This window comes from Maricaulis sp. (assembly GCF_048269565.1).
Lineage (GTDB): Bacteria > Pseudomonadota > Alphaproteobacteria > Caulobacterales > Maricaulaceae > Maricaulis.
In genome coordinates this window covers 512,686-525,141 of record NZ_JBLXIK010000001.1, presented here as the reverse complement: position 1 = coordinate 525,141, position 12,456 = coordinate 512,686, and the positions used below count along the sequence as shown (strand labels likewise).

The following is a 12,456-nucleotide window of genomic DNA, read 5'->3' as shown; positions in this document are numbered from 1 at the left end:
CGTCATGTGCTAGACGCGTATGTAAAGCAGACCCCGTTTTCCGCAAGCGCAAGCAGAAATCCTTATGAGCCAAACCCCTGATATCTCCGTCGTTGTGCCCGCCTATAACGAGGCTGGCAATGTCGTGCCGCTGGCGCGTGAAATTGCCGAGGCGCTCGCGGGGCGCAATTTCGAGATCCTCTTCGTTGATGATTGCTCGACCGACGGAACGCGGGAAGAACTGATCGCGGCCAAAGGCGAATTGCCGATGTTGCGGGTGATCGGACATCGCCACAATGCCGGCCAGTCGCGCTCTGTTCGAACGGGCGTGATGCATGCCCGCGGCGCGATTGTCGCGACGCTGGACGGCGACGGCCAGAACCCGCCGGACGGACTGCCGATCGTGATTGATGCCCTGACCCGCGCCGATGCGCCGGAAAATCTGGCGCTTGTCGGGGGCGACCGGAGCCAGAACCGCCAGGATTCAGCCTGGAAGAAGTTCGCCTCGCGTTTCGGCAATGGCATCCGCAAGCGCATGCTCAACGATAATTGCAATGATACGGGCTGCGGTCTCAAGGCCTTCAAACGGCAGGCTTATCTGGAGCTTCCCTTCTTCGATCACCAGCATCGCTTCCTGCCGGCGCTGATGAATCGCGAGGGTTATCTGTGCGAATTCAGGCCGGTCAGCCATCGTCATCGCACCATCGGCGCGTCGAAATATACGAATTTTGGCCGTCTTTTCGCCTCTTTGACAGACATGATGGGAATGATGTGGTTAAATTCGCGTGCGCGGAATCCGCGCGGTTCAGACGAGTTATTGTGAGGATCTGATTATGTCAGGTGGCGGGGATAACGGTGTAATGTTGGGTATGATGGCTGCCAATCGCGCACAGCGAGGCGGTCCTGCCAAGGGGAAGAGTTCGATGTTCAATGTATTTCCACTGATGACCGTTCCGGTCATTGTCTATGTGATTATTGCCTTCACGCTCGGTGGCGCTGACCAGGCTTCAATGGTTACCGCCCTCAACGGGCCGGTTTTCCATATTCCGATGGCGTCAGGCCAGTGGGCACTGCCCCTGGGCGATCTGATCGTGATCCTTGGCATGCTGTGTCTGTTTGTCGAGCAGATCAAGGCGGCCGGGTCGGGCACAGCGACCATTATCAATCATGGTCTGTCCATGCTGGTTTTCGTTGTCGCGATGGCGCTTTTCCTGCTGGTCGGGAAGTTCGGCACATCGGCCTTCTTCCTGCTCACCCTGATGACGCTGATGGATACAGTTGGCGGCTTCGTGGTGACTGTGGTGGCCGCGCGGCGCGACCTTGCGGTCGGCGGCGAAGCCTAAAGCAGCACGAAGACCAGTGCGGCGCCAATCGCGGCGTCGCACCAGAAGCCCAGGCGGTGAAGGGTTTCACTGCTCAGCATCAGGCGCGTCGCTCCCACATCGGGGGCGGCGCGCTTTTTTGTGCCGCATCCTGGTAGGCGCGGCGATAGCGGGCCTGCTCGCTGGTCTCGGCCCGGATGCCGCGGCGCGGCGCTCCGGAGATGATCTGGACGATAAGCTCAGCCGGGGCGACCTGCGCCCGCACATGCGGCTGCGAGCGGGTCGCGGCAACGTGTGGGGTCGGGACAGGAGCTTGGGCGCGGTCCTGCCGCGGCTGACGATCATTCGACCCGCGAGCCGAACCGGCCGGCTCGATATGCCGGTTGGTCAGGGTCGGGACAGGATATGGGCTGCGGATCGTGATCATATCGATACCCTCGCAAGGGCGATGCCAGACTTTAAGACCTCATTAACCATGATTCTGGTCGCAAAGGCGAACCGGATGCTGTGTTTTCGCCCCGATCGGGGCCATCAGCGTCCGGCACTGGTCTGAAATGATACGAAAGTCTTAACGTGGCCCCGGGGGCCGATTGGCCCTGCCGCGGCACTTGCGGGTGAGACGCTGCCCGGCGCCCCGGATGAGCATCAGGTCGACCTCAAGGCCGGACCCAGCCCACCAGGCTGCCGCGCCAGAAGGGACGGCCGACCGCGATGAACGGGGCTTTTCCGGCCGCCAATGGCCTCACGCCAGTGCCCCGGTGGGCGGGGCGGCTACTTCTGCTTCTTGAGGAGCTGGTCGAGCTTGGCGCGCATGTCGTCGAGTTCCTCGCGCATCTGCGCCATGTCAGCCTCGCTCTCCGTACCGGCGACCGGATCGGCCGGAGCTTCGGCCGCTTCCGCTTCCGGCGTGGTCGCCGCCACGAAGGGGGTGAACATGCGCATGGTGTTGCCGAAGGCTTCCATATTGCGCCGCGTCTGTTCCTCGATCAGCGCCATGGTGGCTTGCGGCGACATCATCGCATCGCCGACCTTGGTGCGATATTCTTCCTGCTGTTGCGTGAAATTATTCATCGACATCTGCAGATAGCCCGGCACGACATTTTGCAGGCTGTCGCCATAGAAGCCGATCAGCTGCCGCAGGAAATCAACCGGCAACAGATTGGCGCCGCGGGATTCTTCTTCAAAAATGATTTGTGCCAGCACGCCATGGGTGAGGTCTTCGCCGCTCTTTGCATCGATCACCTCGAAATCCACGCCCTTTTTCACGAGATCGCGCAAGTGGTCGAGCGTTACATATTGGCTGGTCGAAGTGTCATAAAGGCGCCGATTGGCGTACTTCTTGATGACGATTTCGCCTTTGCCGCTTTTCGATTTGGTCACAGCGCATTCCTCGTGCTGGTGTAAAATGCGTAGTCCAATGTCGCAATTCGCTCGACATGGGCGCGCACCTATTTCATTACGGTTTACGCTCAGCAAGTGGTGTGCTGCAAGCGCGAAGACTTAAGATGCAATGCCAGATCAAGAAATTGGGGATTGGATATGACACGCACGGCACTGGTTACAGGCGGGACCCGGGGTATCGGGGCTGCCATCTGCGTTGAGCTCCAGGCTGCCGGCCATACGGTCATTGCCAATCATGCCGGCAATGAAGAAGCCGCCCGTGCCTTCAATGCCGAAACCGGGATTGCGACGGCCTGCTGGGATGTTGGCGATCATGAGTCCTGTGTCCGTGGTCTCGCCGAGGCCGAGGCCCTGGCCGGCGCCCCCTTCGATATCCTGGTCAATAATGCCGGTATCACCCGCGACAGCATGTTCCACAAAATGACACCCCAGCAGTGGAATGATGTCATCCGGGTTGATCTCAGCTCGATGTTCAACATGACCCATCCGGTCATCGAGGGCATGCGTGAACGCGGCTTTGGCCGCATCATCAATATCTCGTCGATCAATGGCCAGAAGGGCCAGATGGGCCAGGTCAATTATTCTGCTGCCAAGGCCGGGGTGATCGGGTTTACCAAGGCTCTGGCGCAGGAGACGGCGCGCAAGGGCATTACCGTCAACTGCATCGCGCCGGGCTATATCAATACCGACATGGTGGCGGCGGTGCCGGCGAATGTGTTGCAATCCATCATCGGCGCCATTCCGGTCAACCGGCTGGGTGAAGCCTCGGAAGTCGGTGCCCTGGTGGCCTATCTGGCCTCCGACGCTGCCGGTTTCATGACCGGTTCCGTCCTGACCATCAATGGCGGGCAGTACATGGCATGACGGTCTCGCGGGCCCTTGCCCAAAAAATGCCGTCTTGCCAGTGTCAATGCTGAGCTCAATGACCCGATTTCTTATCGTAATACTCACTGCGGCCCTGTGCGCCGGCGCTGCCATCGGGTTCCAGAACCCGTTGCGGGACCGTCTGCTGCGCAATGAACGCGCCGAGGAAACTGTCGGCTGGTACCAGCGCGCAGACACCGGCGAGTTCTTCCTGTTCGACCGCTCGGGCACAGTGGCCCTGCTGCGCGAGCGTGATGATCCGACCCGTGAGGTCCTGGTGCTGTTTGCCAACCGGGCACCCGGCGGCGGTACCGCCTATGTGACCGATACCGGCCGCGAGGTCATCCGGCTGACCGGTCTGGGTGGCGCAACCTATTTTCCCGCTGATGCCCCCAACGGGGTGATCGCCGATTTCGCCAGCGAAGCGCGCGGGCTCGCACCGGCACCGCGTTCGGCCGAGGAAGTCCGCTTGCAGGCCGAGGAACTCGTCAACGAGCTCTCGGCCGATCTGAACCGGAATATTTCAGTCGGCTATGCGCCGGCGCCGCGCGCCGGACTGGGCGTGCAGTATGACAGCCTGCAGATGATCGCCCTGGCTTTCCGGTCACTGCGCAATGACCGCCGCCGTCTGCGGGGCATTGAACGTGTCGATATCTCGATTGGCGATCAGCCGGCGGCCTACCGCCGCGACAATAGTCTGATCGTTGTCATTGCGCCGGAATACGGTTTTGCCGGCCGCTCCTCGTCGGCCTATATCGCCCGCGCCCTGATGACCGAGGACCAGGCGACCTGATCAGCTTGTGCCAATGCCACTACCTGCCGCCGGGCTCCAGCCCGGCGGGGCCATCTCGAAGCCGGAAAATTCAAAGCCCGGCGTCACCGTGCAGCCAACCAGAGTCCAGGCGCCGCGCGAACGCGCACTCTGCCACACGCCCGGCGGCACGATCTGCTGCGGACGCTGGCCGGCGGCGATATCCGGTCCCAGATCAAGCCGGCTCTGTTGCACCCCGTCTGCACTGATCCCGAGTTCCAGCGCCGCACCCCCATACCAGTGCCAGATCTCTGTCGCGTCGACCCGGTGCCAGTGTGAACGCTCGCCCGCCTCAAGCAGATAGTAGATCGCCGTTCCACGCGTGCGACCGTCCGGCCCCGGGCCATCGCGCCAGGTCTCGACATACCAGCCACCCTCGGGGTGGGGCTGCATGGCCAGAGCCTCGATGATGGCTGCAGCGCCGGGCATCAGAACGAATCCTTGCGGCGGCGGATCTCGGCGAACACCGCGACATCGCCGGCATCGGCCAGGCCGAGGCGGGCGCGGATCGCCGGGTCGGCGGCGCGCAGGAAGGGATTGGCCGCCTTTTCGGCGCCGATCGTCGTCGGCACGGTCGCCTCGCCGCGCGACCGCTTCGCGTCAACCCCGGCGGCGTAGGCCTGTAATTCGGCATTGTCCGGATCAACCGTCAGCGCGAAGCGGGCATTGGCCTGGGTGTATTCGTGGGCGCAATAGACCACGGTGTCGTCGGGCAGGGCCGCCAGGCGTGACAGGCTGTGCCACATCTGCTCCGGCGTGCCCTCGAACAGGCGGCCGCAGCCGAGCGCAAACAGGGTATCGCCGACAAAGGCGACATGCTCGCCGGGCAGGAGATAGACAATATGACCGCTGGTATGGCCCGGCATGAATGCCACCTTCGCCTCGACTCCGCCGAGCCGGACACTGTCGCCTTCGCTGACCGGCTGGTCGATGTCCGGGATGCGGTCGCTCTCATAGGCGGGCGCGACAATGCGCGCGCCGGTCGCTGCCTTGATCGCGGTATTGCCGCCGGCATGGTCGAAATGGTGATGCGTGTTCCAGATCTGGGTGATGGTCCAGCCGGCCGCCTTCGCCTCGGCGAGGATACGGTCGGGATCGGGCGTGTCGATCGTCGCGGTCTCGCCGCTGGCCGCATCATGGACCAGAAAGCCGTAATTGTCGGACAGGCAGGGAAATTGCCGGATGCTCAGTTCGCTCATTGTCGATTTCGCCGCTTTGGTTAGTGTTGCGCTGCAAGCCCCATGATCGGGCGAAACGAGGAGAGTGTGAAGGGTGCGTCGCGAAGCTCTCGAACTGGACCGCTTTTATCGCAGCCGCCAGGGCTTGGTGGCGCGCGAGATGATCGGCCGCCGGCTGACTGCAATCTGGCCTGACGCCAAGGATCTGGACCTGCTTGGTCTCGGCTTTGCCACCCCCTATCTCGAACCTTACCGGAGCAGTGCCCGGCGCAGCATCTGTTTCATGCCGGCGGCCCAGGGCGCGGTGGTCGCCACCGGCGCCTGTTCGGGCATTGCCCTGGGCGACGAGACGCATCTGCCCTTTCCCGAGGCCCTGTTTGACCGTGTCCTGCTGGTGCATGCGCTGGAGGAAGCGGATTCGCTGCAGGCGACACTGCGCGAGATCTGGCGTGTCCTGGCGCCGGAAGGGCGGGTAGTCATTGTCACTGCCGCGCGTTCGGGCATCTGGGCCTGGCTCGACTCAACTCCTTTCGGTCATGGCCGGCCCTTTTCACGCGCCCAGCTGTCGCAATTGCTTGATGATGCCCTGTTCGAGCCCACGGCCTGGTCGCGCGCGCTGTATACGCCGCCGTGGAAGTGGAGCACGCAGACGCGGATTGCGCGGATGTGGGAGGAGACCGGTGAACGCGTCTGGCCCGCGCTCGGCGGTGTCATCCTGGTCGAGGCCGTAAAACGTACCATGGCGCTGCGGCCGCGGCCCTCAACTGCGCCCGCCCGCCGCAAGCCCCTTGAAGCGCAAACCCGCCCCGCGCTATCCCGTCACGACAATCCTTCCGACCTTTCGGACAGCTGAGGTAATTACATGGCCATCGAACCGCGCGCCGGCATTCTCGACATCCAGCCCTACAAGCCGGGCGCCGCCGATGCGCCGGGTGTGGCCAATCCGGCCAAATTGTCGTCGAACGAGAATGCGCTCGGCTGCTCGCTCAAGGCCGTTGCGGCCTTTGAACAGGCCGGCGCGCGCCTGCATCGCTATCCCGATGGCGGCGCCGGCCTGCTGCGCGAGGCGATCGCCCGTGAAGAAGGGCTCGATGCCGACCATATCGTTTGCGGTACCGGTTCTGACGAAATCCTGCAATTATTGGGGCGCGCCTATCTCGATGCCGGCGACAAGGTGGTGCAGTCGGAATACGGCTTCCTGGTTTACCGTCTGGTGGCGATGCAGTGCGGCGCGCGCCTCGTCTCGGCACCGGAGCGCGGCTATACCACCGATGTGGACGCCGTGATTGCTGCGGCGGGCGAGGACACCAAAATCGTCTTCATCGCCAACCCGAACAATCCGACCGGCACTTATATCTCCGACGCCGAAGTGCGCCGTCTGCGCGACGCCCTGCCGCCGACGACCTTGCTGGTGCTCGATGCCGCCTATGCCGAATTCGTTGACGCCGGGGATTATGATCCCGGCATGGCGCTGGCGCGCGAGCGCGACGATGTCTTCGTCACCCGGACCTTCTCCAAGATCCATGGTCTGGCCGGGCTGCGCCTGGGCTGGGGTTATGGCGCGAAGACGATTGTCGATGTCCTCAACCGGGTGCGCGGCCCGTTCAACGTCAATCTGCCGGCGATCGAGGCCGGTGCGGCGGCGATTGCCGATCGTGAATTCATGCAACGCTCGGCACAGCATAATGCGATCTGGGTCGATTTCCTGCGTCAGCAACTTGGTGGACTCGGGCTGGAAGTGACGCCCAGCGTCTGCAATTTCGTGCTGGTGCATTTCCCGCAAACCGCCGGCAAGACCGCGGCCGATGCCGATGCCTACCTGACGCAGCGAGGCCTGATCGTGCGCGGCGTTGCGCCCTATGGCCTCAAGAATGCGCTGCGGATCACGGTGGGCAAGGAAGCGGAAAACCGGCGGGTCGTCGAAGCGCTTGCCGACTTCATGGGACGCTAGGCGTCAGTTCTCCAGATCGCCGAGCCTGACCGGGCCGAGATAGACACCGCCATCGCGAACCCGGAAGGGCAGGGCGACGCCATCGGGCCCGCGGGGCGCCATCATCGCCGCCAGGCGCAGGGCCTGCTCGTTCTCCGCCGGCACCAGTCGCGCCTGCACCAATGCGTCGGCAAGCGCGTCCGGGTCCGTGATGTGCAGCGACAGGCGACCGTCTGGCAGGGCCATACGGTCAAGGGTGAATTCTCCGACGCCGGACAGGTGGGCCGGTCCCCATTCCAGCACCGACTCGGCGATCTGCAACTGGCCGCCGGCCCGGCTCCACGCCCCGGCATCGGCATCACTGGCCAGGGTCGCCCATTCGGTCACAGTCAGGTCCATCCGCGCCAGGTCGGCGCCACGGCCGAATGTGCGCCCGACTTCCGGTGAAACTGCATCCTCGCTGATGGAAAGACCGGTCGCCTCCAGACGGATGCGCAGGGTGTTGTCCTCGGCAACCAGGCCGGAGAACAGGAGTTTCCCGACGGCTTCGATGCCAGGCGCATCGCCGGAGCGGGTCTCGATCAGGAGATCGTCGAATTCGGCGCCGATCCGGACCGTCTCGCCAACGCTATTGCTGACGAGGCTGACCAGGGCCAACGAGGCATCGATTTCCAGCGAGGTCGGCGTGCCGGCGTCGTAGTCGAGCCAGAGCGGTCCGTCGAACTCGATGATCCAGTGGCGGAAGTCATAGAACAGCGCGTGCGCCTTGAGCATGTCGAGCCGCGCGGTCCAGCCGCCATCGCTTTGCGGGGCCTGGAATTGCGGCGCGCTGACTTCGACCTGGAAGCGGTAGGGAAAGCCGGTGACGCGCAGGCGGTCCTGTTCGATGGTGTATCCGGCGCTTTCCTGGCGCGCGATCCAGACACCCACTTCACGTTCGATCGTGCTCTTCGCGTGCAGCCAATAGGCCGTATAGAGCACCAGCACGGCGAGAACGCCGAGTGCGGGAAACAGGAAACGCCTTGGAACTCTCACGCAATCTTCTCCCGGCTGGGCGCTTGGACGGGCTGTTCCAACAGGGCATCAGCCGCCGTATTGATCCGCTCATGCAGGGTTTGCATGAATTGGGCCTTGGGTAATCCCGGGGCGATCGGCTCGAGGAATTCGACGACGATCAGGCCGGGCTTTTTCAATCCGCAATAGGGATGCAAATGGACGCCGGAATTGAGCGCGACCGGCACACAAGGCAGGTTCATCGATCCGTACAGCCCGGCAATCCCGGGCTTGAAGTCCGGGTGCTCGCCGGGGTCAACGCGCGTGCCCTCCGGGAAAATCAACACCTGCCGGCCCTCGCTGCCGCGGGTGGCCGCATCGCGCAGCATCTTGCGCAGGGCTTTCGAGCCGGCCGTCCGGTCGACATTGATATTGCCGAGCTTGACCGCGAACCAGCCGAAGAAGGGCATGAAGATCAGCGAGCGTTTCAGGATGATCGCCGGATCGTCGAGGATGCCCCAGAAGGCCAGGGTCTCCCACATGCTCTGATGCTTGGAGGCGACAAGTGCGCCGCCTGCGGGCAGGTTTTCACGGCCACGCACCTCAAAGCGGACGCCGCAGATCCAGCGCAGGCCAAACCAGATGATGGCAAGATAGAGCCGCAGATAATTGCGCGCCCAGCGGCGCGGTCCGAGCAGCAGCGGCGTGCCCGCCAGTCCCATGATCGCCATCAGGCCGTACATGTAGATCTGGAAAATGATCGAACGTATGGCGTTCATGACACATCGCCTGCGGCCGGAAACAGCGCCCGGCCGATCCAGACCGTGGTGTATTTGGCGTATTCCTGGACCCAGAGCCGGGCCGCGCGCGGATTGCGCCAGGGCGGCGTCGTGCGCACGGGATAGGGAATGAATTCAATATCGGGCATCACCATGTCCATCTCGATCAGACTGCGCGGCAGATGATAGTCTGAGGTGACGATGATCAAGCGCTGATAACCGTTCGCGCGCACCCATTGTGCGGTTTCGCGGGCATTGCCGACCGTGTCGGTGGCCTGGCGGCCGAGTTCAACGCAGCAGGTGAATTGCGCATCGGACAGGCTGGTATGGGCCCGCAACTCCTCGGTCGTCACCGAGGGGTGGACGCCGGAGATCAGCAGATGCCCTGATCGCCCGTCCTGCAATAATTGCGCGCCGGCTGTCAGCCGCCCCTGGTCGCCGGTCAGCACCACAATGCCGTCAGCGCCCAGCGTGTCGTCGGGCAGGTCATAGCCCGTTACGGTTCCGGCATAGGCGGCGAAGCCGATAATGCTGGCTGCCACGGCTGAAAATGCCAATGCCCGCAAGATGCCGATGCCGTGTTTCATGCCTTCACTCGCCCTTGCGTGACGGCATGAGAGGTCATGCCCGGACCGGCGGCAATGCCGGAGCACCACTTATTGCTGCGATTGAGGCCGATTTTGGCCATTACCAGCGTCCCCGCAAGTCGGCAGCGACAGCGAGCCGGGCCGAGACGGCGGCGGTCACGCCGGCCAGCAGCGGGGCGAGCAGCAGCAGGGCGAGCTCAAACGGGTCCATCGCCCAGTGCGGCAGGAAGAAAGCCATGTCGGCCGGGCCCTGGCCAAGACTGGCGGCGATGGCGACCAGTCCGGCGCAGACGGCACCGGCAATGCCGGCTTTCAGTCCGAGCATGAAAAAGCGGCGCTCGAACAGGCCGGCGACGAAACGGTCCTCGGCGCCGCAGATGTGCAGGGCATCGATCACATTGATCCGGGCCGCCAGGCTGGCGCGGGCGGCGAAGGCGACCACGGCCGCCGCTGCACCGGCGAGCAAGAGCATCATCGACAGCCCGAGTGTCTGGGCGGTGCGAGCCGCGCGGCGCACGGCGCCGGCCCAGCGGCTGTTATCGTCGACCGTGGCGGTGAGGCCGGCGGCGTCGAGTGCGGCCTGCAGCCCTTCGCCGGGTGCCGGTTGGGCCGGGTCGAGCCGGACTTCGACCATCAGCGGCAGCGGCAGGTCGGCGGGCAGATTGCCGGTACCGAGCCAGGGCGCCAGCAGTGCTTCGGCATGGGCCCGGTCGTGCGCCGTCGCGGCGACAATGCCGGGCAGGGTCAGGGCGATGTTTGCGGCCTCATCGGCGTCGAGCTGGGCGTCGCGTCCCTCGACCGGCCGGATCTGGATGGTGATGCTGCTCTCGAGACCGGAGGTCCAGCGCTGGGCCTGCAACCAGGCGCCACGCGCACCGAGTGCGGCGATGCAGGCGAGAAAGACCAGGATGGCGGCGACGACGAAGAGCGGCCGGTCGCGGCCGGAATCCGGCGGCAGCAGGGCACCCGGGCCTCCGGGCGGTGGCGGCGGTACTCGGCTAGTCATGGCTGTCCGCCTCCGTGTCGTGGGTGTCGTGATCAGTCTCGGCCGCGTCGGCACTCGCCTGGGCCTGGCGCTGGCTGCGCGGGGCCCGGATATGCAGATGCCCGTTGGACAGCGACATCACGGGGGCATCGAGCATCCGGACCAGCGAGAGGTCATGGGTGGCGATGATGATGGTCGTGCCCAGCTTGTTGAGCTCGGCGAACAGGCGCAGCAGGCGCATGCCCATTTCCGGGTCAACATTGCCGGTCGGTTCGTCGGCGATGAGGATTTCCGGCTGGCCGACCACGGCGCGGGCGATGGCGACGCGCTGTTGCTCCCCGCCCGACAGTGTTGCCGGCACCACATCCATCTTCTCGCCCAGTCCGACCCAGGCCAGCAGTTCGGCAACATCCTCCGCATAGTCGGCGCGCCGCTTGCCGGCGATGCGCAGGGGCAGGGCGACATTGTCGAACACGCTGAGATGGTTGAGCAAACGAAATTCCTGGAACACGACCCCGATGCGTCGCCGCAGCAGGGGCATTTCCTCTCGCGTCAGGCCGGCGGCGTCGCGTCCGAAATAGGAGATTTGCCCGCTTGACGGCTTGGCGGCGAGATAGATCAGCCGCAGCAATGACGTCTTGCCGGCCCCGGATGGTCCGGTGAGGAATTGGAAAGAACCACGTGGTAAATCAAATGAGAGATCGCGCAGCACTTCGGGACCGTGCCCGTACCGCATTCCGACATTGTCGAAGCGGATGACCGGTTCTGCGGCGCTGTTGGGCGATTGGGCAAGACTCGGATCGATGGAATGTCTCCATGGGCGCGGGTGAAGCGGACAAGGCGTAAGCGACTCAGATGAGCATAGTACTCAGCTGCCCCTCATGTTCTACGCGCTATCGCGCCGATCCGCATGCGATTGGTTTGAATGGCCGCCGCGTGCGCTGCGCATCCTGTTCTCATGTCTGGACCGCTGAAGCCGAGGATCCCTCGGATCTGCCTGACCTGCAACCGGCTCCGCCAGAAGACGAGGCGGTGGCGGACAGCAAACCGCACACGGCATTCCGCGAGCGCCAGGCCAAGAAGCGCCGCACCCTGTCGGCCGCTGCCGCCGGCGGCGCCTGGGGTGGACTGGCGATCGCCTGCGCCCTGTTGCTGACGGCTTCCTGGATGTTCCGGGTTGATATCGTCACCCTGTGGCCACGCGCGTCCTCGGCCTATGCGGCGATGGGCGCTGAAGTGAATCCCTATGGCTTCACGGTCGGGGAGCTGACGGTGACGCGCGACAATGCCCACGGTGTTCCGCTGCTGGTCATCGAGGGCACGATCAGCAATCTCGATCGCCGCGCCCGCGCGGTGCCGGCCCTGCGCGCCATCCTGCGGGACGAAGGCAGTGAATCCCTGCTCGAATGGAGTGTCGGCCTTCAGGGGCCTGCGGTTCCGGCCGGGCAGGTGCGCGCCTTCCGTACCGTCGTCAGCGATCCGCCACCGGCTTCGGCTCAGGTCGAGGTGGTGCTGGTCGCCGATGCAGAACCGCTGCACGGCGTCACGTCGGAAGCGGCCGCTGATTCACATACGGCTGCGGCCGGCACTCATGCGGCTGGGCCCGACTCCGGACATCATTGATTTT

The 12,456-nt window shown here is 64.2% G+C and carries 16 protein-coding genes; 7 read left to right on the top strand and 9 right to left on the bottom strand.

The window, feature by feature from the left end:
- Positions 1-64 precede the first annotated feature (64 nt).
- Positions 65-802 (top strand): glycosyltransferase family 2 protein, encoded by a 738-nt coding sequence (locus ACN0YL_RS02665; RefSeq protein ID WP_417496934.1) that lies wholly within the window; start codon positions 65-67, stop codon positions 800-802.
- Positions 803-923: 121 nt separating this feature from the next.
- Positions 924-1,322, top strand: a complete 399-nt coding sequence (locus ACN0YL_RS02660; RefSeq protein WP_417490679.1) for a hypothetical protein — start codon at positions 924-926, stop codon at positions 1,320-1,322.
- Positions 1,323-1,401: 79 nt separating this feature from the next.
- On the opposite strand, the gene ACN0YL_RS02655 is transcribed toward ACN0YL_RS02660, so the two are convergent.
- Both ACN0YL_RS02655 and phaR read right to left on the bottom strand, forming a co-directional pair.
- Positions 1,402-1,728 carry a hypothetical protein gene (locus tag ACN0YL_RS02655; RefSeq protein ID WP_417496933.1) on the bottom strand — a complete coding sequence of 109 codons (327 nt, stop codon included), beginning with the start codon at positions 1,726-1,728 and terminating at the stop codon, positions 1,402-1,404.
- A 344-nt stretch (positions 1,729-2,072) separates the two neighbouring features.
- Complete coding sequence (gene phaR, locus ACN0YL_RS02650) at positions 2,073-2,681, bottom strand: polyhydroxyalkanoate synthesis repressor PhaR (RefSeq protein WP_417496932.1); 609 nt, start codon at positions 2,679-2,681, stop codon at positions 2,073-2,075.
- Positions 2,682-2,840: 159 nt separating this feature from the next.
- Between phaR and phbB the strand changes: the two genes are divergently transcribed.
- Together phbB and ACN0YL_RS02640 are read left to right on the top strand one after the other, a co-directional pair.
- Positions 2,841-3,566, top strand: a complete 726-nt coding sequence (phbB, locus tag ACN0YL_RS02645; RefSeq protein ID WP_417496931.1) for an acetoacetyl-CoA reductase — start codon at positions 2,841-2,843, stop codon at positions 3,564-3,566.
- 58 nt (positions 3,567-3,624) lie between these two features.
- Entirely contained in the window at positions 3,625-4,359 is a 735-nt protein-coding gene (locus ACN0YL_RS02640; protein ID WP_417496930.1) for a DUF4908 domain-containing protein, read from the top strand.
- Here ACN0YL_RS02640 and ACN0YL_RS02635 read toward each other — a convergent pair whose 3' ends face one another.
- Together ACN0YL_RS02635 and gloB are read right to left on the bottom strand one after the other, a co-directional pair.
- Positions 4,360-4,806 carry a cupin domain-containing protein gene (locus tag ACN0YL_RS02635; protein WP_417490683.1) on the bottom strand — a complete coding sequence of 149 codons (447 nt, stop codon included), beginning with the start codon at positions 4,804-4,806 and terminating at the stop codon, positions 4,360-4,362.
- A complete protein-coding gene (gene gloB, locus ACN0YL_RS02630) occupies positions 4,806-5,576 on the bottom strand; it encodes a hydroxyacylglutathione hydrolase (RefSeq protein WP_417496929.1) in 771 nt (256 codons plus the stop codon). Before gloB ends, ACN0YL_RS02635 begins: the two co-directional genes overlap by 1 nt.
- 73 nt (positions 5,577-5,649) lie before the next feature.
- Between gloB and ACN0YL_RS02625 the strand changes: the two genes are divergently transcribed.
- Both ACN0YL_RS02625 and hisC read left to right on the top strand, forming a co-directional pair.
- On the top strand, positions 5,650-6,408 hold the full coding sequence (locus ACN0YL_RS02625; RefSeq protein WP_417496928.1) for a class I SAM-dependent methyltransferase: 759 nt from the start codon (positions 5,650-5,652) through the stop codon (positions 6,406-6,408).
- A gap of 9 nt (positions 6,409-6,417) precedes the next feature.
- The gene (gene hisC / locus ACN0YL_RS02620; RefSeq protein WP_417496927.1) at positions 6,418-7,506 is read left to right on the top strand and encodes a histidinol-phosphate transaminase; all 1,089 of its coding nucleotides are present in this window, start codon (positions 6,418-6,420) and stop codon (positions 7,504-7,506) included.
- 3 nt (positions 7,507-7,509) lie between these two features.
- Here hisC and ACN0YL_RS02615 read toward each other — a convergent pair whose 3' ends face one another.
- From ACN0YL_RS02615 to ftsE, 5 genes are all read right to left on the bottom strand, one after another.
- Entirely contained in the window at positions 7,510-8,520 is a 1,011-nt protein-coding gene (locus tag ACN0YL_RS02615; protein WP_417496926.1) for a DUF2125 domain-containing protein, read from the bottom strand.
- Positions 8,517-9,257 carry a lysophospholipid acyltransferase family protein gene (locus tag ACN0YL_RS02610; protein WP_417496925.1) on the bottom strand — a complete coding sequence of 247 codons (741 nt, stop codon included), beginning with the start codon at positions 9,255-9,257 and terminating at the stop codon, positions 8,517-8,519. Before ACN0YL_RS02610 ends, ACN0YL_RS02615 begins: the two co-directional genes overlap by 4 nt.
- Entirely contained in the window at positions 9,254-9,844 is a 591-nt protein-coding gene (locus ACN0YL_RS02605) for a YdcF family protein (RefSeq protein WP_417467217.1), read from the bottom strand. Before ACN0YL_RS02605 ends, ACN0YL_RS02610 begins: the two co-directional genes overlap by 4 nt.
- 100 nt (positions 9,845-9,944) lie before the next feature.
- Complete coding sequence (locus ACN0YL_RS02600) at positions 9,945-10,850, bottom strand: cell division protein FtsX (RefSeq protein WP_417496924.1); 906 nt, start codon at positions 10,848-10,850, stop codon at positions 9,945-9,947.
- A complete protein-coding gene (ftsE, locus tag ACN0YL_RS02595; RefSeq protein ID WP_417490847.1) occupies positions 10,843-11,634 on the bottom strand; it encodes a cell division ATP-binding protein FtsE in 792 nt (263 codons plus the stop codon). The genes ACN0YL_RS02600 and ftsE overlap by 8 nt, the downstream gene beginning before the upstream one ends.
- Before the next feature lie 50 nt (positions 11,635-11,684).
- Here ftsE and ACN0YL_RS02590 point away from each other — a divergent pair, with 50 nt between their 5' ends.
- Positions 11,685-12,452 carry an MJ0042-type zinc finger domain-containing protein gene (locus ACN0YL_RS02590; protein WP_417490690.1) on the top strand — a complete coding sequence of 256 codons (768 nt, stop codon included), beginning with the start codon at positions 11,685-11,687 and terminating at the stop codon, positions 12,450-12,452.
- The last annotated feature ends 4 nt before the right edge of the window (positions 12,453-12,456 follow it).

What these genes read in the sequence shown, in the direction of transcription:
- ACN0YL_RS02635 (WP_417490683.1), bottom strand. Translation starts at nt 4,806, where the DNA reads ATGCCCGGCGCTGCAGCCATCATCGAGGCTCTGGCCATGCAGCCCCAC.
- ACN0YL_RS02655 (WP_417496933.1), bottom strand. Translation starts at nt 1,728, where the DNA reads ATGATCACGATCCGCAGCCCATATCCTGTCCCGACCCTGACCAACCGG.
- ACN0YL_RS02665 (WP_417496934.1), top strand. Translation starts at nt 65, where the DNA reads ATGAGCCAAACCCCTGATATCTCCGTCGTTGTGCCCGCCTATAACGAG.
- ACN0YL_RS02660 (WP_417490679.1), top strand. Translation starts at nt 924, where the DNA reads ATGACCGTTCCGGTCATTGTCTATGTGATTATTGCCTTCACGCTCGGT.
- ACN0YL_RS02590 (WP_417490690.1), top strand. Translation starts at nt 11,685, where the DNA reads ATGAGCATAGTACTCAGCTGCCCCTCATGTTCTACGCGCTATCGCGCC.
- phbB (WP_417496931.1), top strand. Translation starts at nt 2,841, where the DNA reads ATGACACGCACGGCACTGGTTACAGGCGGGACCCGGGGTATCGGGGCT.
- hisC (WP_417496927.1), top strand. Translation starts at nt 6,418, where the DNA reads ATGGCCATCGAACCGCGCGCCGGCATTCTCGACATCCAGCCCTACAAG.
- ACN0YL_RS02610 (WP_417496925.1), bottom strand. Translation starts at nt 9,257, where the DNA reads ATGAACGCCATACGTTCGATCATTTTCCAGATCTACATGTACGGCCTG.
- ACN0YL_RS02605 (WP_417467217.1), bottom strand. Translation starts at nt 9,844, where the DNA reads ATGAAACACGGCATCGGCATCTTGCGGGCATTGGCATTTTCAGCCGTG.
- ACN0YL_RS02600 (WP_417496924.1), bottom strand. Translation starts at nt 10,850, where the DNA reads ATGACTAGCCGAGTACCGCCGCCACCGCCCGGAGGCCCGGGTGCCCTG.
- ACN0YL_RS02640 (WP_417496930.1), top strand. Translation starts at nt 3,625, where the DNA reads ATGACCCGATTTCTTATCGTAATACTCACTGCGGCCCTGTGCGCCGGC.
- gloB (WP_417496929.1), bottom strand. Translation starts at nt 5,576, where the DNA reads ATGAGCGAACTGAGCATCCGGCAATTTCCCTGCCTGTCCGACAATTAC.